The 24050-nt window shown below is 64.2% G+C and carries 21 protein-coding genes; 8 read left to right on the top strand and 13 right to left on the bottom strand.

The genetic code is table 11. The features are described from left to right. Window positions 1–16 precede the first annotated feature (16 nt). A complete protein-coding gene (locus tag ACZ92H_RS02415; RefSeq protein WP_465048154.1) occupies window positions 17–688 on the top strand; it encodes a DNRLRE domain-containing protein in 672 nt (223 codons plus the stop codon). An 80-nt stretch (window positions 689–768) separates the two neighbouring features. Here the strand turns inward: ACZ92H_RS02415 and ACZ92H_RS02410 are convergent, their stop codons facing one another. The 4 genes from ACZ92H_RS02410 to ACZ92H_RS02395 all read right to left on the bottom strand — a co-directional run bounded on the left by ACZ92H_RS02410 (window position 769) and on the right by ACZ92H_RS02395 (window position 5342). Beyond that, on the bottom strand, window positions 769–2352 hold the full coding sequence (locus ACZ92H_RS02410; RefSeq protein WP_465048456.1) for a diguanylate cyclase: 1584 nt from the start codon (window positions 2350–2352) through the stop codon (window positions 769–771). Between the two features lie 202 nt (window positions 2353–2554). Further along, window positions 2555–3202 carry a response regulator gene (locus ACZ92H_RS02405; RefSeq protein ID WP_131371334.1) on the bottom strand — a complete coding sequence of 216 codons (648 nt, stop codon included), beginning with the start codon at window positions 3200–3202 and terminating at the stop codon, window positions 2555–2557. Between the two features lie 23 nt (window positions 3203–3225). Further along, a complete protein-coding gene (locus ACZ92H_RS02400; protein ID WP_465048155.1) occupies window positions 3226–4737 on the bottom strand; it encodes a sensor histidine kinase in 1512 nt (503 codons plus the stop codon). A 17-nt stretch (window positions 4738–4754) separates the two neighbouring features. Further along, the gene (locus ACZ92H_RS02395; protein ID WP_131371331.1) at window positions 4755–5342 is read right to left on the bottom strand and encodes a hypothetical protein; all 588 of its coding nucleotides are present in this window, start codon (window positions 5340–5342) and stop codon (window positions 4755–4757) included. A gap of 115 nt (window positions 5343–5457) precedes the next feature. Between ACZ92H_RS02395 and greB the strand changes: the two genes are divergently transcribed. Together greB and ACZ92H_RS02385 are read left to right on the top strand one after the other, a co-directional pair. Beyond that, entirely contained in the window at window positions 5458–6024 is a 567-nt protein-coding gene (gene greB, locus ACZ92H_RS02390) for a transcription elongation factor GreB (RefSeq protein WP_131371328.1), read from the top strand. Window positions 6025–6097: 73 nt separating this feature from the next. Then, complete coding sequence (locus ACZ92H_RS02385; protein ID WP_465048156.1) at window positions 6098–6742, top strand: transposase; 645 nt, start codon at window positions 6098–6100, stop codon at window positions 6740–6742. Window positions 6743–6842: 100 nt separating this feature from the next. On the opposite strand, the gene ACZ92H_RS02380 is transcribed toward ACZ92H_RS02385, so the two are convergent. From ACZ92H_RS02380 to ACZ92H_RS02360, 5 genes are all read right to left on the bottom strand, one after another. Beyond that, complete coding sequence (locus ACZ92H_RS02380) at window positions 6843–9125, bottom strand: RelA/SpoT family protein (RefSeq protein WP_131371322.1); 2283 nt, start codon at window positions 9123–9125, stop codon at window positions 6843–6845. Window positions 9126–9207: 82 nt separating this feature from the next. Next, window positions 9208–9411, bottom strand: a complete 204-nt coding sequence (gene rpoZ / locus ACZ92H_RS02375) for a DNA-directed RNA polymerase subunit omega (protein ID WP_010400723.1) — start codon at window positions 9409–9411, stop codon at window positions 9208–9210. A gap of 60 nt (window positions 9412–9471) precedes the next feature. Continuing rightward, complete coding sequence (gene gmk / locus ACZ92H_RS02370; protein WP_099666877.1) at window positions 9472–10110, bottom strand: guanylate kinase; 639 nt, start codon at window positions 10108–10110, stop codon at window positions 9472–9474. A 137-nt stretch (window positions 10111–10247) separates the two neighbouring features. Further along, entirely contained in the window at window positions 10248–10574 is a 327-nt protein-coding gene (locus tag ACZ92H_RS02365) for a hypothetical protein (RefSeq protein WP_131371319.1), read from the bottom strand. A 3-nt stretch (window positions 10575–10577) separates the two neighbouring features. Next, the gene (locus ACZ92H_RS02360; RefSeq protein WP_131371317.1) at window positions 10578–11468 is read right to left on the bottom strand and encodes a YicC/YloC family endoribonuclease; all 891 of its coding nucleotides are present in this window, start codon (window positions 11466–11468) and stop codon (window positions 10578–10580) included. 314 nt (window positions 11469–11782) lie between these two features. Here ACZ92H_RS02360 and rph point away from each other — a divergent pair, with 314 nt between their 5' ends. From rph to hemW, 3 genes are all read left to right on the top strand, one after another. Next, window positions 11783–12511: a ribonuclease PH gene (rph, locus tag ACZ92H_RS02355; protein WP_035821321.1), complete on the top strand. Its 729-nt coding sequence runs from the start codon at window positions 11783–11785 to the stop codon at window positions 12509–12511. A 174-nt stretch (window positions 12512–12685) separates the two neighbouring features. Next, on the top strand, window positions 12686–13270 hold the full coding sequence (gene rdgB, locus ACZ92H_RS02350; RefSeq protein ID WP_465048157.1) for an RdgB/HAM1 family non-canonical purine NTP pyrophosphatase: 585 nt from the start codon (window positions 12686–12688) through the stop codon (window positions 13268–13270). Further along, a complete protein-coding gene (hemW, locus tag ACZ92H_RS02345; protein WP_465048158.1) occupies window positions 13267–14541 on the top strand; it encodes a radical SAM family heme chaperone HemW in 1275 nt (424 codons plus the stop codon). Before rdgB ends, hemW begins: the two co-directional genes overlap by 4 nt. Window positions 14542–14547: 6 nt before the next feature. Here hemW and ACZ92H_RS02340 read toward each other — a convergent pair whose 3' ends face one another. The 3 genes from ACZ92H_RS02340 to ACZ92H_RS02330 all read right to left on the bottom strand — a co-directional run bounded on the left by ACZ92H_RS02340 (window position 14548) and on the right by ACZ92H_RS02330 (window position 18778). Further along, complete coding sequence (locus ACZ92H_RS02340) at window positions 14548–15717, bottom strand: tetratricopeptide repeat protein (protein ID WP_131371311.1); 1170 nt, start codon at window positions 15715–15717, stop codon at window positions 14548–14550. Between the two features lie 122 nt (window positions 15718–15839). Then, window positions 15840–17585, bottom strand: coding sequence for a methyl-accepting chemotaxis protein (locus ACZ92H_RS02335; protein WP_465048159.1), 1746 nt, complete (start codon window positions 17583–17585; stop codon window positions 15840–15842). A 119-nt stretch (window positions 17586–17704) separates the two neighbouring features. After that, entirely contained in the window at window positions 17705–18778 is a 1074-nt protein-coding gene (locus ACZ92H_RS02330) for a patatin-like phospholipase family protein (RefSeq protein ID WP_465048160.1), read from the bottom strand. Between the two features lie 205 nt (window positions 18779–18983). On the opposite strand from ACZ92H_RS02330, the gene ACZ92H_RS02325 reads away from it, so the two are divergent. Continuing rightward, complete coding sequence (locus tag ACZ92H_RS02325) at window positions 18984–19823, top strand: hypothetical protein (protein ID WP_465048161.1); 840 nt, start codon at window positions 18984–18986, stop codon at window positions 19821–19823. A gap of 200 nt (window positions 19824–20023) precedes the next feature. On the opposite strand, the gene tal is transcribed toward ACZ92H_RS02325, so the two are convergent. Beyond that, a complete protein-coding gene (gene tal / locus ACZ92H_RS02320) occupies window positions 20024–20959 on the bottom strand; it encodes a transaldolase (RefSeq protein WP_131371298.1) in 936 nt (311 codons plus the stop codon). A 207-nt stretch (window positions 20960–21166) separates the two neighbouring features. Between tal and ACZ92H_RS02315 the strand changes: the two genes are divergently transcribed. Continuing rightward, window positions 21167–24028: a type VI secretion system Vgr family protein gene (locus ACZ92H_RS02315; protein ID WP_465048162.1), complete on the top strand. Its 2862-nt coding sequence runs from the start codon at window positions 21167–21169 to the stop codon at window positions 24026–24028. Window positions 24029–24050: the final 22 nt, after the last annotated feature.

Here is a 24050-nt window from a genome sequence, read left to right as displayed (position 1 = left end):
GAAAAAGGTGTTATTCATGCAGGTTGCAAATTTCTCACGCAATGCATTCTTATTTTTAAGCCTCATGAGTGTCTCTGCACTCAGCTACTCTGAAGTTCTGGAAATTAAGCCTAAATATGATTTTTCCACCTACTTCAACTCCAGTAACTATACGAGTGGAGTGATCGATAGCTCTCTGTATGGCGGCAGTGCAGGCGCTGGCCCTGGCAGAACCTATAAACAATACGAGAAATTTCTATTGCCAAATTATGTTGCTGGAACAGATATTTCATCTGCCATATTCGATATAACTTATGTTTCGATGTTCAATTCGAATCGTGACATCAAAATCTATGCAGTGGATGGAAATTGGGAGTCATTGAGCTTGTTTAATAGCTCCGGACCCGAAGCCAAAGGGGAAATAGGAAGCCTTCCCCAGGGAGGATATTCACACGCGGCAATAGATCTGACGACATTCGTGAATGACGCCTACCAGCGTGGCGACAGTGCCGTTGGCTTTGTCATTATGTCCCAATGGGGCTGGACGAATTTCAATGATGCGATCAATATTGGCAGAGAAAAGTATCTGAACCTGACATTGACTTCCGCGGTCCCGGAACCTTCAAGCTATGCCATGGCCTTGCTTGGATTAGGATTGCTTGGCTTCGTCGCGCAACGCCGCGCAAGGCGCCAGTCTGCCACGGCGTAGCCAGCATGCCGATGGTCCGCTGAATGCAAAATGCCGCTCATTGAGCGGCATTTGTATTGGCGGCATCCGTACAAAGCAGCTCAATCCGCCACCACCACCCGGTTCTTGCCCGTCTGCTTGGCCTGGTACATGGCGCGGTCGGCGCGTTTCACCAGTTCGGCCTGGTCTTCGTTGGGGTGGCGCAGGGCCACGCCCGCGGAGAAGGTGATCAGTACTTTTTCGTTGTCGTGCAGGAAGAAGTGGCGGGTCAGCTCGCGCTGCAGGCGGGTCATGGTCGAGGCGGCCGCGTCGACCGTCGTTTCCGGCAGCAGGATGAGGAATTCCTCGCCGCCGAAGCGGGCGATGACGTCCATCGAGCGCAGGGTTTCCTTGACGATCTTGACCAGGTGTTTCAAGGCGGCATCGCCGGCCAAATGACCGTAGGTATCGTTCAGGCGCTTGAAGTCGTCCAGGTCCAGCATGGCGATGCACAGCGGCGTGCCGCGGCGGTCGGAACGGGCCGTTTCTCGCTCGAAGACATCGTCCAGGCCGCGGCGGTTCAGGCTGCCCGTCAGCTGGTCTTCGCGCACCAGTTCGCTCATATGCTGCAGCTTGGCTTCCAGCGTGTGGATGCGCTGTTCCGCATCCTGCACTTCCTGGCGCGCCAGCACCATCTTGTCGCGCGCGCGCAACGCTTCGTTCTGCACCATGCGCGTTTCGCGCAGGACTTCGTCGAGCACGCTGTTCAATTCGCTGATGTTTTCCGCCTGGCTGATCTTTTCCGAATAGCCGCCGATCTTTTCATGGAAGTCGCCCGTGCTGGCCGCCACCTGTCCCAGACGGTCGATGAAGGTCATCATCATGTTCTTGACCGTCAGCTTGACGTCGGACAGGCTGTGCTTGAGCTGGCTTTGCTTGTAGATGACTTCCTTCAGGCTGCGCGTGGCGTCTTCCAGGGCGCGCTGGTCCAGCGGGCCGGCGATCAGGTTTTGCACGGCATCGACCTGGCCGCGCAGCCAGCTGTCGTCGTCCAGCAACTGGCTGACGTTGTCGAGCAGCAGCTTGAACAGGCGCAGCAGCAATTCCTGCTGCTCGGCCGTATCGCCGCTTTTGAGTTCGATCTGGTAGCACAGCTGCTTCAGGCGCAAGGCCGCCTCGTTCAGCGCTTCTTCCGTATGCGCCTGCTTGATGGCGGCGCCCAGCGATTCGGCCTCTTCCACCAGTGCGGGCGTGCCCGTCAGCAAGGTGGCGACGGCAAAGCCCAGGGTGCGGCTGAGCAATTCACGCAGGGTCCGCGTCTGTTCGCCGTCGGGCAGGGGCGGCAATTCGATGCCGCCGCCTTTCTTGACTTGTTTTTCCGCCAGTTGCGCCAGGGTACGCGCATAGCTGTCCCAGTCGCGTGCCTTCAGGGCGCGCTGGAAGCGCCGGCCAAAGTCGCCCAGTTCGCCTGCGGATTCGCTCATCTTGGTGGCGAATTGCGTCAGGACATTTTCCGCGCCGTTTTCCGCACCTTTGTCCACGTTGGCGCTGGCGGCCAGCACGGCCGCAGGCGTGGCTGGCGTATCGGCCGGCTCGGTGATGCCGGCGATTTCATTGTAGATGTCGCGGTAGGCGCTGGGCGTAGGCGCGATGCGCCGCGTCGCCAGGCGGCGAAAGGCTTCGCGGGCGATATCGGCCGGATTCATCGCCGTGGTGCCGGCGTTATTCGTGGCGCCAGCGGGAGCGTTTGCTGGCGGAGATGGCAATTTACTGGACATGTAGGCAAAGCCTTTTTAGATATATTCTAATTATCCTCATGATAGGCGAGTTGGCAAAGAACTTATTGTGCGAGAAGCAAGGAGAAGTCCATCCAATTCGCCGGATGCCAGCGGCCATGCCGCTTTGCCGTCAATCCACGAGCTGGTTGCGGATGGCGTAATGCGTCAACTCGGCACTATTCTTGAGTTTCATCTTGACCAGCAGGCGGGCGCGGTATTCGCTGACGGTTTTCACGGACAGCTTCAGCTCTTCGGCGATGACGCCGACAGCCTTGCCCGAGGCAATCATGACCAGGGTCTGGTATTCGCGGTCCGACAAGGTATCGTGCAGCGCCGTTTCATGGTCTTCGCCCACCGTGTTGGCCAATTCCTGGGCCAGCGAGGCGCTGATGTACTTCAGGCCGCCCGCCACCTGGCGGATGGCCGTGACCAGCTCGCGCGGCGCGCTCTGCTTCGTCAGGTAACCGGCCGCGCCCGCCTTGAGGGCGCGGATGGCGTACTGGTCTTCGCGGTGCATGGACAGCATCAGCACGGCCAGCTCCGGCTTTTCCTTCTTGATCAGCTTGAGCACGTCGATGCCGCTGCGGTCGGGCAGGGAAATGTCGAGCAGCATGACCTGGCATTTCGAGCCACGGAACAATTTGATCGCGTCGTGGCCGTTCTCCGCCTCGCCGGCAACGATGATGTCTTTCGTATCGGCAAGGATTTGCTTCAAGCCTTCGCGCACGATCGCATGATCGTCGGCAATGAATACGCGGATGGTGGCTTTTTCTTTCATGACTACATTGTTTCCTATCTGATTCACTCGCGCCAGGCGGGGTCTTGCGGCGGCCCGCTGTGCGCTGGCGCGCTGGCTGCAGCCGCTATTATCGCCTCTCGCGGCGAGGCCAGCCGGATTTTTATGCTCAGGATCGTGCCGCCATCGGGCCCGTCCATCAGGCTCAGGCTGCCACCGAGGGCGCTGGTGCGCTCGGCCATGCCGCGGATGCCGAACGATTGCGGCTTGGCGCGGTCGGACAGGCGCATGCCGACGCCATTGTCGGCAATGGTCAGGCGCAGGTGCTGGCGCTGGCGGGCCAGGCGCACCGTGACCTTGCTGGCCTGCGCGTGCTTGGCGATATTCGTCAGCGCCTCCTGGGCGATGCGGAACAGGCTGGTTGCCTGGTCCAGCTCCAGTTCGATGTGCTGGCGGTTCGAGATGAACTGGCAGGCGATGCCGGCCTGGCGCGCGAATTCCTTCACTTGCCAGTCGAGCGCGGCGACCAGGCCCAGGTCCAGCATGGACGGGCGCAAGTCGAGCGAAATGCGGTGCACGGCGTCGATGCTGCGATCGACCAGCGCATCGACATACTCGGCCTTTTCCAGCAGGGGGGCGTTATCGGGCGGCAAACGCCGCGTCAGCATCGCCAGGGCCATCTTGATGGCCGTCAAATTGCCGCCCAGGTCATCGTGCAGTTCGCGCGCCAGGCGCGTGCGCTCGTGTTCCTTGACCTTGTCGATATGCGCCGTCAGTTCGGCCAGGCGCGCGCGCGACTGGCGCACCTCGATCTGCTCGAGCCGGCTTTCGGTGATATTCGTCATGATGCCTTCCCACTGCACCGTGCCGTCCGCCAGCGCGCGCGGCGTGGAGCGCAGGTTGATCCATTTCACGTCTTTCCAGGCATCGACCCAGATGCGGCCTTCCCAGTTCCAGCTCCACAGGGCCGCCTTCGACGCCTGCATCGATTCCAGGTACGAGGCGCGGTCATCGGCGAGGATCAGCTGGTAAAACAGTTCCGGGCGCGCGTGCAGCTGGGACGGGTTCAAGCCCAGCAGCGCCTGGCAGCCATCGCTCAGGTAGGGAAAGGCCGTGCGGCCATCCACGTGCAGGCAGAACTGGTACACCAGGCCCGGCGTGTTCGAGACGATGGCGTTGAAGCGCGACTGCACCTGGGCCAGGGCGGCGGCCGTCGCCTGCGGCGTGCGCAAGTCCTCCGCCACGGCCAGCAGCAGGGCGCGGCCCCGGCGGCTGGCGCGCGACAGTTGCAGCGACAGGGAATACAGGCTGCCATCGCGGCGCCGCTGCTGCACGTGCAGGCGGGCTTGCGCGCCGATCGTGTCGTCCAGGCCCGCCAGCATGGCGGCCAGTTGCGGCGCTTCCAGCTGCGGCGCCAGGGTGAAGGCCGTCATCGCCTGCAATTCCTCGCGCGCGTAATGCAGGTTGGCGCAGGCGGCGTCATTGGCATCCAACAATTGCAGGCTGGCCGCGTCGTACAGATAGATTTCCGGCGTTGCCGCGCGCATGGCGGGGGCCAGTTTGGGAAAGTCGGGCATGGCGGTGGCTTTCTGCATCAGCGGCGGGCGCGCCAGAAGGCGGCGAAGCGGCGCAGCACCCGTGCCGGACGCGAATTATGGCGGCCTGGCGTGCCCTTGCGCAAGCGCTGCCACCACGCGCGGCGGGCGCGGCCCAGTGCGGCCGACAGGCGGCTGACCCGGCGCCATGGACGCGTGGCGCGCAGGCGGGCGATCCAGCGGTCCTTGGTTTCCATGAACAAGCCGTGCCAGTGCGCAAACCAAGGCAAGCTGAGCAGGGTGGGGCGGGTCAGGCTGTACAAGCGCGCGACGGCGGCCGCGCCGCCCAGCTTGGCGACGACGATCACGCCGATGCCGGAAAACGCATGGCCGCGCGCGATCGCCAGCAAGGCCAGCAGCTTGACGGGGAACAGCAGCACGGCGGGCAGCACGAAGATGGCCAGCGCCCAGTAGGGCGGCAGGCGCTTGATCCACGCTTCCAATGCATGCAGCGGCGGAAACTGCGCCACCACCTGCATGATGCGCGCACCCGTCGCCCACAGCCATTCCTCGACCAGCAGGAATATGGCGGCCAGGTAGACCAGCGGCGCAAACAGCCAGCGCCTGAATCTGTAGAATTTTTTCATCCGTCTCCGTGCGCGGCCGGTGTTTGCCGCGATTGCCCCGATGATACGTCAAAAAAGCCCGCTTGCCCCTGCTTGCGGTGTGCCCGCCGCCGTCCGGCAGGGCTACAATAGACAGATGAATAAAGCCTTTGTAAAAGAATCCGACCACGACGACGATGAAGAGGCGGCCGCCCTGGCGCTGGCCATCCCTGCCGGCGCCAAGAACTACATCACGCCTGCCGGCTACCAGCGCATCAAGGAAGAGCTGCTGCAGCTGATCGACGTGGACCGTCCGGAAGTGGTGCGCATCGTCCACTGGGCGGCGTCGAATGGCGACCGCTCGGAAAATGGCGACTATATCTACGGCAAGCGGCGCCTGCGCGAAATCGACCGCCGCATCCGCTTCCTGACGAAACGCATGGACCTGGCCGCCATCGTCGACCCCAGCGTGCACCACGGTACAGACCAGGTGTTCTTTGGCGCCACGGTAACCTACCGCACGGAGGATGGCGAGACGCACACGATTACCATCGTCGGCATCGACGAATTCGACCCCTTGAACGGCAAGATCAGCTGGATCTCGCCCATGGCGCGCACCATCACCAAGGCGCGCGAAGGCGACGTGATCACGCTCAACACGCCGCAGGGCGCGCAGGAACTGGAATTGCTGGAAGTGACGTATCCGGCGCCGGGGGAGGGGTAGGCTTGCTTTGGCGCAGTGTGCCGGAGGCGCGCGCAGGCATACTAGACATTCAGAGTCGGTATCAGGATTCGCCATGCCGCGCCGCCTTCGCCTCGTCATCCCCGGTGTGCCCTTGCATGTGGTGCAGCGCGGCGTGAATCGCCAGGCCTGCTTTCTTGATGGGCAGGATAAGCTGCGTTATCTTGATTATCTGCGCGCTTGTCTGGCGCTCGCACCATGCCATCTGCATGCTTATGTGCTGATGAGTAATCATGTGCACCTCTTGCTTTCCACGCAAGGCACGGCCTTCCTGTCGTTGCTGATGAAAATGCTGAACCAACGTTATGGACAGTATTTCAACTGGCGTCATGGCCGCACGGGTAGCTTGTGGGAGGGCCGCTATAAATCCTGCCTGGTGCAGGGCGAGCGGTATTTATTGATTTGCCAGCGCTATATCGAACTGAATCCCGTCAGGGCAGGTATTGTGGTATTGCCTGGACAATATTGCTGGTCCAGTTATCGGAGCAATGCGCAGGGCATGCATGATGATTTGCTGTCTCCGCACTCCTTGTATTTAATGCTTGGAAGTGATGCCTCTGAACGGCAAAAAACATACCAATCGTTGTTTCATGATGAATTAGACGAGCGTAGCGTTGGACAACTGCGAGAAGCAACCAATGCTGAATTTGCGGCAGGAGATCAGGTGTTTCTGCGGTGTGTTGCGGAAATGAGCCGGTAGCCCGCAGCGGAAAACCGGGGTCAGTCGCTTCGCGATCGGAATCCGTCCCGCTGGGACGCATTCCCCCGGCGGGTCTGACCCCGGCTCTTTGCCAACGATTTTAATTGCGTTCGCGCAAGATCCGGTTGACGCCGGCGACGCGGCGTACATTGCGCAGCAGGGCGGCCAGGTGGACCCGGTCCTTGACCTGCACGGTGAAGCGCAGCTGGTCGAGGACGTTGTCCTTGTCTTCGTCCATGCCCACGTAGATGATGTTGGCGTCCGATTCGCCGATTTCGGCGGCCACGCGGGCCAGGATGCCCCGTTCGCTGTTGATCAGGACCTTGATGCGGCAGTCGAAACGGCGGTTCAGTTCAGTTCCCCAGCGCACGGCGATCCAGCGGTCCGGTTCCTTGGCGCGCTGGCGCTTGGCTTGCGAGCAGTCGCTCGTGTGCACCAGCAGGCCTTGGTCGCGGCGCAGCTGGCCGATGATCTGGTCGCCGGGAATCGGCAGGCAGCACGGCGCCAGCTGCACGGAGACGCCTTCGCTGCCGCAGATGGTGACAGGGTCGAGCTCGCTGCCGCTATTGTGTTCCACCGGCATGCTGGCCGCTTCGCCGCCGATCAGGCCGAAGATGTGGCGCGCCACCAGGGTGGCCATGCGCTTGCCGATGCCGATGTCCGCATACAGCTCGTCCATGGAATTGGCGCTCGACTCGTTGAGCAGGCGTTCCACCAAGGGGGCCGGCAGGTCGGCGTCGATGTTCAGGGTGTGCAGCGCCTGCGACAGCAGCTGCTGGCCCAGGGCGATCGACTCGGGCAGATTGATCGTGCGCAGATGGTGGCGGATGGCCGAACGGGCCTTGCCGGTGCGCACGAACGACAGCCATGTCGGGCTGGGCCGCGACGAGGAATCGGTGATGATTTCCACGATGTCGCCATTGTGCAGCTCGGTGCGCAGCGGCGACGTTTCGTTGTTGATTTTGACGGCCACGGTCTGGTCGCCGATGCCCGTATGGATCGAATAGGCGAAGTCGATGGCCGTGGCGCCGCGCGGCAGGGCGATGATCTTCGACTTTGGCGTAAACACGTAGACGGAATCGGGGAACAGGTCGACCTTGACGTGTTCGAGGAATTCGGCCGAGTCGCCCGTCTGCTGCTGGATGTCGAGCAAGGACTGCAGCCAGGCATGGGTGCGCTGCTGCAGGTCGGACGGGTTCGATTCGCCGCTCTTGTACAGCCAGTGCGCCGCCACGCCGGACTCGGCCGTGCGGTGCATTTCCTGCGTGCGGATCTGGAATTCCACCGGCGTGCCATACGGGCCGATGACGGTGGTATGCAGCGACTGGTAGCCGTTCAGCTTGCGGATTGCGATGTAATCCTTGAACTTGCCCGGCATGGGCTTGTACAGGCTGTGCAGGGTGCCCAGGGTCACGTAGCAGTCGGCAAAACTGTTCACCACCACGCGGAAGCCGTAGACGTCCAGCACTTGCGAGAACGATAAATGCTTGCTGCGCATCTTTTTATAGATGTCGAACAGGGTCTTTTCGCGGCCCGTGACTTCCGCGTCGAGTTCCGCCATGGACAGGGTGCTCTTCACCGCTTCCATGATCTTGTTGACCACTTCGCGCCGGTTGCCGCGCGCCGCCTTGACGGCTTTCGCCAGGGTGCGGTAGCGCATCGGGTACAGGTGCGAGAACGACAGGTCCTGCAGTTCGTGATAAATATTGTTCAGGCCGAGGCGGTGCGCGATCGGCACGTACACTTCCATGGTCTCGCTGGCGATGCGGCGCTTTTTCGCCGCCGTCATGAAGTCCAGGGTGCGCATATTGTGCAGGCGGTCGGCCAGCTTGATCAGGATCACGCGCACGTCGGAGGCCATGGCCAGCAGCATCTTGCGGAAGTTTTCCGCCTGCGCTTCGATCTGGCTCTGGAATTCGATCTTTTCCAGCTTCGACAGGCCATCGACCAGGTGTGCCACGGGCGCGCCGAAGCGCTCGATCAATTCTTCCTTCTTGACGTCCTGGTCTTCCATGACGTCATGCAGCAGGGCGGCCATGATGGCTTGCGCGTCGAGTTTCCAGTCGGCGCAGATTTCGGCGACGGCGATCGGATGCGAGATGTACGGCTCGCCCGAGCGGCGCATCTGGCCCAGGTGCATTTCGTCGGAGAAGCGGTAGGCTTCCTTGACTTTTTTCAGGTCGGCGGGGGACAGGTATTCGGCCAGCTTGTCGGCCAGGTGGCTGACGGAGGCCACGCCGAGGGCGGGCGCTGGCGGTGCTGCGGGGGCGTTGCCGCCGGACGTGCCGGTGCCGGGCGCGGAAGCGCCCTGCGATTTTGCCGCCTGGCGCGAGGCCAGGGGCGGCAGTGCTGCGGAAGTCGTGTCGGCTGGGGTCAGACTCATAAAACGTCGCGTTACTTCACAGTGTGAATAAAGGATACGGTAGAACCAGGGGTCAGCACTGTTCCGGCACGCGGGTTCCCAATTACATCGGGACCTTTTTCAGCATTTCGATGCCGACTTTACCGGCAGCGATTTCGCGCAGTGCGACAACGGTAGGCTTGTCCTTGGCTTCCACCTTGGGGGTGTGGCCTTGCAACAACTGACGTGCGCGATAAGTCGCAGCCAGGGTCAGCTGGAAACGGTTAGGGATCTGCTTCAGGCAATCTTCGATTGTGATACGGGCCATGGTAACTCCTAAAATTTTTGCGTGGTGCTGTGTATGAACTGGCGTGCCGTTGCAGCGGTTTTACTCTGCGTGCAGGCCCAGCTGGGCGAATAGCGATGCGTTGCGGGCCGCTTGTTGCGCAAACCGGCAACGGGCCGCTCTCACGATCGCGCTCAGTTCGGACAAAGCGACCGTAAACTCTTCATTGATAATAACATACTCGAACTCGGGCGCGTGTGCGATTTCGCCGCCGGCCGCCAGCAGGCGGCGCGTGATGACGTGCGGCTCGTCCTGGCCACGCTTGTTCAGGCGTTCTTCCAGCGCGTCGATCGATGGCGGCAGGATGAAAATGCCGGCCGCGCGGGGGAATTGCTTGCGCACCTGGCGCGCGCCCTGCCAGTCGATTTCCAGCAGGATATCGGTACCGGCCAGCATTTGCTGTTCCACCATGATGCGCGAGGTGCCGTAGTAATTGCCGTGCACTTCCGCCCATTCCAGGAATTCGCCCTGTTCGGCGCGCGCGACAAAGTCTTCCGCCGTCGTGAAGTAGTATTCGCGGCCATGCTGCTCGCCGGGGCGTGGGGCGCGGGTGGTGGTCGAGATCGACAGCTTGATGCCGGGCTCTTGCGCCAGCAATGCATTGACCAGTGTCGATTTGCCAGCGCCGGAAGGCGCGGCAACCACGAACAGGCTGCCGGAGAAGGCGGTAGGGTGGCTCATGCGGATCTTTCAATAATCGTGTTGTTGGCGCCGATGCCTGCGCAAGCGGCGCCCAATCCGGTATTTTACCAAGAGGCAAGGCGCTGAGCCAGTGCCTGCTGCGGGCATGGCAAAAAAACAAACGTGCCGGGACTGCCTCAGCGTGGCAGCCGGCCCAGTGCGATTTCGCCCGCATTCAGGACGATGGCCCGTCCATTCACATCGGTGCAGTCGCGGCTGTTGAGGCGCACGACCGTGCTGTCGACGGACACTTCCGCGCCCAGGCTGCTGCGCGAGCAGATGCGGTAGGACGCCGCGTCGGCGCCCGTGTAGATGGCGGCGCCCCGTTCCTTGAGCACGAAGCAGCCGGACGCGCAGCCTTCGATCGCGTACGGCGACGGCGCCTGCGCCGTTTGTGCCTGCGCGCCTGCCGCCAATAGCGCGAGGGCGCTGCCGGCCAGTCTCCATGTGCGCGGCGCGGCCATGGCTTACTCCAGGTTCTGCACTTGTTCGCGCATCTGTTCGATCAGCAGCTTCAAATCCATCGAAGCGTCGGCCAGTTCCTTGACGGAGGCCTTGGCGCCCAGGGTGTTGGCTTCGCGGTTGAGCTCCTGCATCATGAAGTCCAGGCGCTTGCCCACTTGCCCGCCCTTGGCGAGGATGTGGCGCGTCTCGCCCAGGTGGGCCGACAGGCGGGCCAGCTCTTCCGAGACGTCGATGCGGATGCCGTACAGGATGACTTCCTGGCGGATGCGCTCCATGGCGTCCTGGCGCGACAGGGCCGAATTCGAGCCCTGGCTGGCCAGGCCCAGCGCGTCCTGCATGCGTTCGATGGCTTTTTGCTGGAAGGCCGCCACTACCTGCGGAATCAGCGGCGTGATGCGCTTGACGATGGCTTCCATCGCTTCGATGCGCGACACCAGCACGGCTTCGAGCGCCGCGCCTTCGCGCTTGCGGCTTTCGACGAAAGCGGCCACGGTGCGGCGGGTCAGTGCGCCCACGTCCGCCTGCAGGGATTCCTGCCCCACTTGTGCTTCTTCGATGACGCCAGGCCAGCGCAGCAGTTCCGCCACCGACATGACGGGCGCGGAGACGAAATGCTGGCCGACTTCGTTTTGCAGGCGCGCCAGCTCGGTCAGCAGGGGCAGGTTCAGCGCCTGCGTGCCGGCGGTCGCGGCCTTGCGGCCAAAGCTCAGGCGTACCTCGACCTTGCCGCGCGTGATGGCGGACATGACGGCGGCGCGCAAGTCAGGCTCCAGCGCCCGCAGATCGTCGTTGATACGGAATTGCAGGTCGAGAAAGCGCGAATTGACGCTCTTGATTTCAATTGTCAGTGTGCCTGCAGCACCTTCGCTGGTGGCAACCGCGTAGCCTGTCATGCTTGAAATGCTCAAAGGATTCCCCGATTTGATCTTGTATACAGTCACTTATACACTTAATCAGCCAGCGCAGGCAATACCCGCCCGCGCCGCAAAACAGTGCCGGATCGTCCGGTGGCCTGAAAATTGCTGAATAGTGTGCGTTTTACGGCATTGTAAAGAAAATTGTGTACGGCGGGGCAGGATTGTATGGATCATGTGTGCAGCGCCGCCCGCGGCGGGCCACGGCGGCGCGGCGTTGTTGCATGGCTGTAAAGATGCGCGAGCGCGGTGGTAAAATCGCTGCCGCAACCCCCAATCACACAGGACATCCCATGACATTTGAATCCCGCCCGAGCGGCCGCGCCGTCGACGCGCTGCGCGCCATCCGCATCACCCGCCAGTACACCAAGCATGCCGAAGGCTCGGTGCTGATCGAGTGCGGCGACACCAAGGTCATCTGCACCGCCAGCATCGAAGACAAGGTGCCGGGCTTCCTGAAGGGCAAGGGACAGGGCTGGTTGACGGCCGAGTACGGCATGCTGCCCCGCTCGACGCACACGCGCATGGACCGTGAAGCGGCGCGCGGCAAGCAGTCCGGCCGCACGCAGGAAATCCAGCGCCTGATCGGCCGCTCGCTGCGCGCCGCCTTTGATTTGCAGGCCTTCGGCGAACGCACCCTGCACCTCGACTGCGACGTCATCCAGGCCGACGGCGGCACGCGCACGGCCTCGATCACGGGCGCCATGGTGGCCGCGTACGACGCGTTTTCCCAGCTGCAGGCGCGCGGCGCGATCACCGCCATTCCCGTGAAAAGCTTCGTTGCCGCCATCTCGGTGGGCGTCTACCAGGGCATGCCGGTACTGGACCTGGACTACGTGGAAGACTCGGGCTGCGACACTGACATGAACGTGGTGATGACGGAAGCGGGCCACTTCATCGAAGTGCAGGGCACGGCCGAAGGCGCCGCGTTCGACCGCGCCGGCATGAACCGTTTGCTGGACCTGGCGCAGGGCGGCATCGCCGATCTGATCGCCCTGCAGAAGCAGGCATTGGGAATCTGATCTTTACATAGATTTACATGCTGTCGCCCGCCCGGCGGGCAAAAATCTCCGTCGCTGCCGCTTTTTGCGGCAACGGCGGGGCGCGGTAAGGGGAGCGCAAAAGGTTTACAATGGCGGCACTTCACACAGCCCCGCAGTTTTCGCGCAGGGCTGGCTCAACCCGGATATTGTCACATGACCCAACGCCTCATCCTCGCCTCCAACAACGCCGGCAAGCTCAAGGAATTCAACGAGCTGCTCTCGACCATCGGTTTTTCCGTGCACGCCCAGGGCGAGTACGACGTGCCCGAAAGCGACGAGCCCTTCCATACCTTCGTCGAAAACGCCCTGCAAAAGGCCCGCCATGCGGCACGCCTGACGGGCTTGCCGGCGCTGGCCGACGATTCCGGCGTGTGCGTCAATGCGCTCGGCGGCGCGCCGGGCGTGTATTCGGCCCGCTATGCGGGCGAGCCGAAATCGGACGCCGCCAACAGCGCCAAGCTGATCGCCGACCTGGAGGCGCATGCCGACAAATCCGCGTATTACTACTGCGTGCTGGTGTACGTGCGCCATGCGGACGACCCGCAGCCGGTGATCGCCGACGGCCGCTGGAACGGCGAGATGATCGCCGCGCCGCGCGGCCAGGGCGGTTTCGGCTACGATCCGCATTTCTTCATTCCCGCGCTGGGCAAGTGCGCGGCCGAACTGACGTCCGATGAAAAGAACGCGCTGTCGCACCGCGGCCAGGCCCTGCGCGCGCTGGTGGAAAAGCTGCGATGATCCCGATCAAACTGGTGGGCGCGGTGGCCAAGTCCGGCGCCAAGGCGGGAGCCGCTCCCGCGCCGCAGGAAGGCATTTCCGGCGCCGCCGGCGCGGCCCTGAAATACCTGCAGCCGGGCGCCCTGAACCTGGCGGCGCTGCCGCCGCTGTCGCTGTACATCCACTTCCCGTGGTGCGTGAAAAAATGCCCGTATTGCGACTTCAATTCGCACGAGGTGCGCGGCAGCTTCCCGGAAGAGCAATACCTGGCGGCCCTGCGCCTGGATCTGGAAATGGCGCTGCCGCTGATCTGGGGCCGCAAGATCCACACCATCTTCATCGGCGGCGGCACGCCCAGCCTGATGTCGGCGGCGGGGCTGGACCGCCTGATGTCCGACGTGCGCACCCTGCTGCCATTGGAGCCCGATTGCGAGATCACCATGGAAGCCAATCCGGGCACGTTTGAAACGGAAAAATTCAAGTCGTACCGGGCCAGCGGCATCAACCGCCTGTCCATCGGCATCCAGAGTTTCAATGGTCGCCACCTGCAGGCGCTGGGCCGCATCCACGACGACAACGAGGCGCGCCGCGCGGTGGACATCGCGCATGCGCATTTCGACAATTTCAACCTCGACCTGATGTATGCGCTGCCCACGCAGACCCTGGCCGAGGCGCAGCAGGACCTCGATACGGCGCTGGCGTTCGCGCCGCCGCACCTGTCGCTGTACCACCTGACGCTGGAGCCGAACACCCTGTTCGCCAAGTATCCGCCCGTGCTGCCGGACGACGACGAGAGCGCCGACATCGCCGACATGGTGGCCGCGCGCGCCGCGCAGGCGGGCTATGGCCGCTATGAAGTGTCGGCGTATGCGCAGCCGGGCCGCCAGGCCAGGCACAACCGCAACTACTGGGAATTCGGCGACTATATCGGCATCGGCGCCGGCGCGCACAGCAAAATATCGTTCCCCCACCGCGTGCTGCGCCAGGCCCGCTACAAGCAGCCGAAGGCGTACATGGACGCGGTCGGCGCCGGCAATCCGGTGCAGGAAGAGCGCGAGCTGGCGCGCGAGGAAATGGGTTTCGAATTCATGCTCAATACCTTGCGCCTGACGCAGGGTTTCTCGCCCAACCTGTTCGCCGAGCGCACGGGCCTGGCCATCAACGCCATCGAGCAGCCGCTCAATGCGGCCGAGGCGAAAGGCTTGCTGTACCGCGACCACCAGATCATCCGGCCGACGGAACGGGGCCTGTGCTTCCTGAACGACCTGCAGCAGATGTTCCTGGAAGACTGAGCCGGTCTAATGGGCCGCGCGCAGGCGCTGCAGCTTGGCCGCATACAAGGTGTGGTCGCTGCGCGTGGTGCTGTTGTCCATCGCCAGTTCCAGCTGCTTGCCCGCCTGCGAGAGTTGCCCCATGCGCGCATACGCCTGCGCCAGCCAGAAGTGGAATTCATGGTAGTAGGGATCGCGCGCCAGTTCGCGCGAGAACAGGCGCACGGCTTGCGCATAGTCGCCTTGCCGCATGGCCGCCTTGCCCAGGTTGAAGTAGTAGAACGGCGGTTGCGGCTGCAGCGCCAGCAGGCGCCGGCGCAGCGGCAGCGCTTCATCGGGCAAGCCCGATGCTTCCAGTGCCTGCGCCAGGTTCGACAGCAGCACGGTATTGTCCGGCGTGCGTCCGAGCGCATGGGCCAGGGTGTGCCGTGCCTGCGCCAGGTTGCCGTGGCGAAACTGAATCACGCCCAGGGTGTTGTAGGCGCTGCTGAACGACGGGTCCTGCGCGATGGCGGCCCTGGCCCACCAGTAGGCCTGGTCCAGCTGTCCCTCGCTCATGGTTTCCGCGGCGCGGTTGTTCATGTACATGGCCAGCACGGTCGCTTCGCCGATTTCGCGCGTGCGGTAGCCCGCCACGTCGCCTGCGGGCAGGAAGTCGATCACCATCATGCCCTTGGCATCGTAGTTGTTCGGATTCTCGCTCAGGCCCCTGCCCAGCACCAGGTTGACGTGGCCGGCGACAAAATACATGTCGCCGCTGCGGCTCCAGCTTTCTTCGCCCAGCACTTCCTGGTAGCGTACCTGCAAGCCCATTTCACGCGCCAGCGCCGCCGTCATGATCACCAGCGACAGGCAATTGCCGCTGCGCGCGGCGAAGGTTTCGCGCGCATTGCGCGTCATGGCCGCATCGTACTCGAGCTTTAGCCTGGATTTGTCGTACAGGGCGTCGTACAGGGCTACGCGGGGATTGCCGTTGCGCGCCTCGTGCCGCACATTATCCTGTATATATTGCCGCATGACATCATTGACGGCGAAGACCTGGCCGGCGTCGATCGCCGCGGCGGGCGCGAAGTCGGCATCGTTGAAGACGGGGGGCAGGCTGGCGGCCGGCGTGGCGGCACAGGCGGCCAAGGCGGCGCAGAGCAGGGCGGCGCCCAGGCGCAGGAGGCACTGGGCGGTAACAAGATAGGGGCGCATGGTCTCTCCCTGGAGGCGCCGGCTGGTGCATCTTGCGGTGGCGCGCCAGTCCCACCTGAAACCAGTATCGGCGCGCCCGGCCCTGCTGTCAAATAGTTTGCGGGCCGGGCCGGGCGCCAGCCTTAAAATTCTTCCCAGTCCTGGTCGCCGGCGATATGCGCCGGCGTCCGGCGCGGCGCGGCGGCTGCCGCTGCAACTGGCGCCGCGCCGCCCCGCTTGGCGGTCCCTGCGGGCGTGCGCTGCGGCGCCAGACGCGGCGTGGCGGCGGCTGCGTGCCTGGCCGGCTGCGCGGCGCGTGCCGGCGCCGCCGCTGCCGCCATGTGCTCGAGCTGGAAGCCGGCCGCCACTTGCGCCAGGCGCGCCGCCTGGTCCTGCATGCTTTCGGCAGCGGCCGCCGCTTCCTCCACCAGGGCCGCGTTTTGCTGCGTCACCTGGTCCATCTGCGCGATGGCCTGGTTGACCTGGTCGATGCCCGCGCTTTGCTCGGCGCTGGCGGCCGTGATCTCGGCCATGATGTCGGTGACGCGGCGCACGCTGTCGACCACTTCGCCCATGGTGTTGCCGGCCTGCTGCACCAGCCGCGTGCCGTTGTTGACCTGTTCCACCGAGTCGCCGATCAGGGCCTTGATTTCCTTCGCTGCGCCGGCGGATCGTTGGGCCAGACTCCGCACTTCCGTGGCGACGACGGCAAAGCCGCGTCCCTGTTCGCCCGCGCGGGCCGCTTCCACGGCCGCGTTCAGGGCCAGGATATTCGTCTGGAAGGCGATGCCGTCGATGACGCCGATGATGTCGACGATCTTCGTCGACGCCGTGTCGATCGCGCCCATGGTGTCGACCACCTGGCTGACGATGCTGCCGCCCCGCTCGGCCACGCCGGAGGCGGCCACGGCCATCTGGTTGGCCTGGCGCGCATTGTCCGCGTTCTGCTTCACGGTCGACGTCAGCTCTTCCATCGACGACGCCGTCTCCTCCAGCGAACTGGCTTGCTGTTCCGTGCGCGCCGACAGGTCGGCGTTGCCGGCGGCGATCTGGCCGGACGCCGTGGCAATGGCGTTGGTGCCCGCCTGTACCTCCGACACCACCTTGCGCAGCGCGTCGTTCATGCCGTGCAGGGCGCGCATCAGGTCGCCGATTTCATCGCTGGCGGCCGGGCCGAAATGCGTGCGCAAGTCGCCGTCGGCCACCGTTTCGGCCACTTTCACGGCCGCCTGCAGCGGCACGGTGATGGAGCGGGTGATCAGCCAGGCACAGACGCTGCCCAGCGCCACCACCAGCGCGCACAGGGTCAGCAGCAGGCTGAAGCTGCGTTCGTTAGCCGCCTCGATGGCTTGCGCCGTGGCGTCGATGGCCTTGCGCTGCTGCGCCAGCAGGGCCTTGACGTTGTTCTGGTAATGCGTCGCGGCCGGGGCAAAGCTGTCGCGGTAGGTGTTTTCCGCCTGCGCCGCGTTGCCCGCCTTGCGCGCATTCATGACCAGCGTCTTGGCATCCTGGTACTTGACGCGTTCGGCGATGGAGGACTTGAAGATGGCTTTTTCTTCATCGCTGTCGAGCAGGGATTCGATTCTTTTCAGCAGTTCGCCGCCCTGCTTGGTGCTGTCGGCGATGGTCTCGGCAAAGACGCTGGACAGGGTTTCATCCGTGCTTTTGGCGATCATCGAGGTGCGCGCGATGGCCGAATAAATCAGCACGTACCAGTCCGACACCAGGCGTTCCTTGGCCAGCGGCTTTTCCATCATTTGCCGGGTCGCTTCGGCATTGACGTGGGCGCTGTACAGCGCGTAGGAGGTGGAAATCACGGACAGCAGCAGCACCAGCGCGAAACCCGCTGCCAGGCGCGTGCCGATACGAAGGTGGGAGAGGGCGTGCATGGTCGGACTCCTGTCGCAAGGGGATTTAATTGCCTGTGCGACATAGTATGCGCCGATAAGTGACCAATAGGCGAGGGAAAAGCGCGCTTGTTGTTGCGCCTGTTGCAGCCACGCCCGTGCTACAGATGGCCCGTCTGGCGCAGGTCCGGCTGCTCGGTCCAGCGGGCGAAGGCGGCGGCCATGCGCTCGCTTTCGGCAATGGCGCGGCGCCAGTCGCGCATGCGTCCCGCATGGTCCTGGCCGTAATGGGGAAAGTCGCGCCGGTCCGGCAGTTTGCCGTTCGGCAGGCTGCTGATGAAGGCGGGCGAGGGCGAGACGAGGATCATGTTGTCGAGCGCGCTGTCGCCGGGACGCGCGCGGCGCCAGGGCATGGCCTTGTCCAGCCAGCCTGGCACGATGTGGTCGGCGAAATGCGGATACAGCACCAGGTCCGGTTCGCGCTGGTAGGGCAGGTGCAGATGGTAGTCGACCAGGCCGCCGTCCCAGTAGCGCCCGGGCGGCGCGCCGGCGATGTCCGTCACGGCATCGAGCACCAGCGGGATGGAGCCGGAAGCGAGCAGCGCGTCGCGCAGGTTGTCCTGCGCCAGCGGCACGAAGTGGGAATGAAAGGCGTCGAAGCGCGAGCGCAGCCAGCTGGCGCCGTCCGCTCCCGCATGGAACACCACGCGTTCGAGCGAGGCGGCCAGGCGGGCGCGCGCCACGGCATTGCTGGCCGCCGCCAGCAGGAAGCCGCGCCGGTCGCGCCAGGTGCCCGGCTGCGCCAGCGCGCCGATGCCGCGCACGGCCAGCACGCCCAGGCTGTGCTGGCCGTGCTGCAGCAGTTGCGCATCCTGGCCGTCGAGCACGGCGTCGAGCAGGGCGCGGCAGGTGCGGCTGACGTGGGCGGCGTCGGGCTTGTTCGGGTAGCGCTGGCCCACGTATTCGCGCACCAGGCGGCGCTGCGCGGCGACGGGATCGGGAAACACGCCGGCGGCCATGCGCCAGGCGCCGATCGAGGCGCCGACGAAATGGCGCGCGCGCGGCGCCTGCGGCAGGAAATCGCCGAACAGCCAGCAGTCGAGCTGGTGCAGGATCAGGCCTTTCGGCCCGCCGGCGGCGGCGGGGACGATGGCGATGTCACTGGCGTGCACGCCATGTTCGGCGATGCGGGCGCGGGCGCGGCGGCCCAGGCGGATGGTGATCGGTGATTGCATGGGCGATGGAATGGTCAGGCGGACTGTAGCTTTGTATTCTACCTTCAGCGTGGCGCCGCGACACAGTTGCGCACGCTATAGTCACCTTGTTGGTATTAGTGATTTTCTTTTGAACAAGCATTCTCCTGAGAAATATTGCATAATGCTCGGCGTTAAGTTTTTGGCATGTGCCAAGGACGCGTCACGTCTCTTTTACTGGAATAGTATGCAATTGAATCACGCTTTTGTTTTGACCCTCATCGCCGGCTCCCTCGTCGCCTGCGGCGGTGGCGGCTCGTCCTCCCCCGCTGACCCGGCAGTTGCCGTGAATCCGCCCGTCACGCCGCCCGTGGTACCCGTCACGCCGGCTGCCACTGGCGAAGACACGGGGAGCGTCAGCGCCCGTTTCGTCAATGGCGACAACAGCCGTTTCGTCTTTACGTCGATCGGCTTGCAGAGCAATGGCAAGGCCGGCACGCTGGTGCAGGATGGCTCCGGCGCCCTGAGCACGATCGGCGGCATCGTCCTGACGGGCAATCCGTCCGTGACGCGTGAAATTAGCGGCGACGCCAGCTTCGCCCAGGGGCGCTGGTTCAAGGGCGCGTTCAGCAGCAGTACTAGCGCCACGACCTTGACCGGCAACAATGCCAGTGCACATTACGTCGCCTATAACGTGCTGGCCGCACTGCCAGCGAGCGGCACCTTCACCTGCGACGCGGGCACGTTCACGGCGCCAAGCTACACGGGCGGCAGCAACGTTTCGTCGAGCGCCTACTTCGGCACGTCCACCGGCAACGCCAGCCTCTCGTTCGACGCCACCGGCGCCAAGGTCGCGCTGACCATCGACGCCAGCGCCGGCGGCAGCACGGGCAAGGTAACGGCCTCCACCACCATCGCTTCGGCGGCCTCCAGCAGCATCACCGGCGGCTATCTGTCGAGTGGCCCGGGCGCGCAGCTGATGCTGGGCGACGGCGGCACCGGCCGCTATCTGCTGCTGGCAGCCTACAAGGCGCAGCTGGCCAATGGCGCCAATTACCAGGGCGTCGCCACCTTCCGCTGTTCCTGATGACGCCTGACGGCACCTGCTGCGCGTCGTGATGTGCGGCCGGCGATGCTCGCCGTGCCTCGGCACGGTTGCGCTTCCCGGCCCCGACTGCCTGCCGCTGGCAATGCCGCGGTCAGTCGCCGCGAGGCCAGCGAGGACGGCCAAAATAAAAAGCGGCGCCGTGGACTGCACGGACGCCGCTTTTTTTACGCAGGCCGGAATTAACGCAGCGCCGCGATCATCTGTTTCAGCTTGCCGGAATCGACGCAGAAGGCGCGGATGCCTTCGGCCAGTTTTTCCGTCGCCATTGCATCTTCGTTCATCATGAAGCGGAAGGCTTCCTCGTTGAGCGACATCTGCACGACGTTGGCGGACGGTGCCGCCTCGGCGCTCAGCTTGCGCTCCACGGGCGCATCGCTGTCGGCCAGCTGCTGCAGCAGGTCGGGGCTGATGGTCAGCAGGTCGCAGCCGGCCAGTTCCAGGATTTGCGAGGTGTTGCGGAAGCTCGCGCCCATCACTTCGGTCTTGTAGCCGAACTTGCGGTAGTAATTGTAGATGCGCTTGACGGACTGCACGCCCGGGTCTTCCGCGCCCACGTAGTCGATGCCCGTCGATTTCTTGTACCAGTCGTAGATGCGGCCGACGAAGGGCGAAATCAGCTGCGCGCCCGCTTCGGCGCAGGCAATCGCCTGGGCCAGCGAGAACAGCAGCGTCATGTTGCAGCGGATGCCTTCCTTTTCCAGGATCTCGGCGGCGCGGATGCCTTCCCAGGTGGAGGCCATCTTGATCAGCACGCGCTCGCGCGCAATGCCCGCGTTCGAATACAGGGCGATCAGGTCGCGGCCCTTGGCCACCGTGCCGGCCACGTCGAAGGACAGGCGCGCATCGACTTCGGTGGAGACGCGGCCAGGGATGGTTTGCAGGATTTCCACGCCAAACGCGATCAGCAGGCGGTCGATGATTTCACCGTTGGAGGCGTTCGGATGGTCGCGCACGGCCTTTTCCAGCAGCGGCTTGTATTCGGCCTTCTGCACGGCTTTCAGGATCAGCGAAGGATTCGTCGTCGCGTCGCGCGGCGTGTACGCCTGGATCGATTGGAAGTCGCCGGTGTCGGCCACCACGGTAGTAAATTGCTTCAGTTGTTCGAGTTGGTTCATGGCTGCACGGGAAAGAGTGAATGGGCTTGCCGGAGTATTGTACCGAATCCACTGCATATGGCACCCACTATTGTCTTTCCTTGCTACTACTTGCTCAATTGAATCTTGCTTTTTTAAGAACTCGCGCATAATTGCCTGGACTTGTATATTTTGCACAGTGTTTTGATCGGCAATGTGCGATGCCACTTTCCAGATGAAGAGCATCCTTTGACACAAGATATCGTTAGCGCGGTAGCGGCCTTCAATGGCGCGACGCGCCTGTATGCATTGTCCATTGGCGACGGTGGCCAGGATGGCGGCTTGCTGGTCGAAGCCTTTGCCGCCGACGAACGGCTGCAGGCGCTTGGCGCGCGCGAGATTATCGCCCTGTCCAGCAGCGCCCATGTCGCGCTGGCGTCCCTGCTGGGCCAGCCGGCCAGCCTGCACATCAGCCTGGCCGATGGCACGCGCACGCAGTTTTCCGGCTATATCAGCGCCGCGTCCATGCTGGGCAGCAATGGCGGCCTGGCCCGTTACCGGCTGCGCATGACGCCATGGTTATGGCTGCTGACGCAGGTGCGTAACAGCCGCGTCTGGCAAGACAAGAGCGTGATGGCCATCGTCGACGAGGTGTTTGCCGCCTACGCGCCGCGCGCGCGCTGGCGCTGGAGCGCTGACGCCGGCCCGTTCATGCAGGGTGCGGGCGAACGCAGCTATTGCTGCCAGTATCGTGAATCGGACTTTGCCTTCGTGCATCGCCTGCTGAGCGAGGAGGGACTTGCCTGGCGCTTCGAGCTGCACGATGGCGAGCAATGCCTGGTGCTGTTCTCCGACAGCAGCCAGATATCGGCCACGCCTGAGGACGCCAGCAGCGCGCAGGCGGGCGGCTTGCGCTTTCATGGCGCCAGGGTCGGCGAGCCGGGCGACACGGTGCAAGCGCTGTGCTCGCGGCGCAGCCTGCATGTCGGCTTGTCCACGGTATTGAGCTACGATTACAAGGCCAAGAAGGCGGTGGCGGCCAGCGTGCCGACCAGGCTGGACTTGGGCGGCAAGAATGCGGCTTTGCTGGAGAGCTACGATAGCCCAGGGCAATACTGGTATGCCAATGCCGCCCAGGCCCGGCGCTACGCCGAGCTGCAGATGCAGTGCCACGAAGCGCGCGCCCACCTGTGGCAGGCGCGCACGACGGTGCGCACCTTGCGCGCCGGCACGCGTTTTACGCTGACACAAGGCCCGTTGCAGCAAGCAGGCGATGCCGCGCCCGCCTATGTCGTGCTGCGCGTGGCGAGCGTCGGCATCAATAATTTGCCCGTGCCGGCGCGCGACGGGCTGGCGGAATTGTTTGGCCCGGTGCCGGAACTGCTGGAGGAAGCCGTGTCGCACTGGGGCGACGGTTTTCCCGACTTTGCCGCTGTCATTGCGCAGGCGCAAGCGAGTGGCTACGCCAACTGCATCGAGGCGATAGCCGCGTCCACGCCATGGCGTCCCGCCAGCGGCGATGGGGACGCGCGCCAGCATGCCCGGCCCACGGCGCCGGGCAGCCAGAGCGCGATCGTCGTCGGCAGCGACGGCAGCGACCGGCCGAACGGCGCCGGCGACATCCATTGCGACAGGCTGGGCCGGGTGCGCATCCGTTTCCACTGGCAGTGCGAACACAATGCCACCTGCTGGGTGCGCGTGGCCCAGCGCGCCGCTGGCGGCGGCATGGGCAGCCAGTTCTTGCCGAGGATAGGCCAGGAAGTGCTGGTGCAATTCCTGGAAAACGATATCGACCGCCCCGTCATTGTCGGCGCGCTGTACAACGGCCTGGGCGAAGGCGGGGCAGTGCCGACGCCGGGCGGCGCCACGCACAGGGACAGCGATCCCACGGTGTTCGATCCGGCGCGCGACCATGCCGTGTCGGGCCAGGGCAATCTGGCCGGCGGCAACAGCCCGGTCTGGCATGGCGCGGCCGGCGGCAGCGCCGGCCACCGCAACGATGCCGCGCAATGGGGCATCCGCAGCAAGGAATTTGGCGCCACCGGCTACAACCAGCTGCTGTTCGACGATACCGACAGCCGGGGCCGCATCCAGCTCAAGAGCAGCCATGCGGCAAGCGAACTGAACCTTGGTCATCTGATCCATGCGGCCGATAATTACCGGGGCAGCCTGCGCGGCACGGGCGCCGAGCTGCGCACCGACGACTATGGCGCCGTGCGGGCCGGTGCCGGGCTGCTGATTTCCAGCTACGTCGCCAGCCATGACGCGCAGGCGCGCGATCCAGCCGGCGACAATGCGCCGGGCATGGCCTTGCTCAAGCAGGCAGCCAAGCTGGGCGAAACGTTCAGCGCCGCCGCCGTCACGCACAAGACGGTCGCGTATGCCAGCCACCTGGGCCCGGCCAAGGCGCATGCCAGCGTGCTCGACGAGAAGGCGGCGCCGCTGCAGGCCTTCCTGACGACGGCGTCTGGCATGCTCAGCCAGGAAGGGCCGGCGGCCGCCCGGAGCGATGCGGCCGCCAAGCCCACCCGTCCCGGCGACGACAAGCTGCCGCACAGCAGCGACGCCATCATCGCCATCGCCGCCCGCGCCGGCCTGGGCGTGCTGGCGGGCCAGGATATCCAGCTGGCGAACGGCGAAACCGTGTCGCTGATGAGCGGACTGGACACGCAATTCGTCGTCGGCGGCCAGCTGCGCGTGCACAGCGGGCAAGCCATCGGCGCCCTGGCCGGCGTGGTCAAGGCCGGTGCGGACGACCTCGGCCTGCAGCTGGTCGCCGCCAAACAGGCCATCGACCTGCAGGCGCAGGCCGACGTGCTCACCGTGCAGGCGCGCGAGGAAGTCAATCTCGTCAGCGCCACCGCGCACATCGACTGGGCGGCGGCGAAACGCATCCGCCTGTCGACGGCGGGCGGGGCGAATATCACCATCGAGGGCGGCAACATCACCATCCAGTGTCCCGGCAAGATCACGGTGCATGCGGGCAAGAAGAGTTTTAGCGGACCGAAACGGATTGCCTATCCCTTTCCCAGATTCGCCCGTTCCATATGCAAACGATGCAGGCTTAGCGCCGCCGCATCAGGTTTGCCATTTTCTATGGTGGAAGAATGAATAGCCCGACACAAGCGCTAGA

Source organism: Janthinobacterium foliorum (genome assembly GCF_978021625.1).
This window is presented reverse-complemented; position numbering and strand designations above follow the sequence as displayed.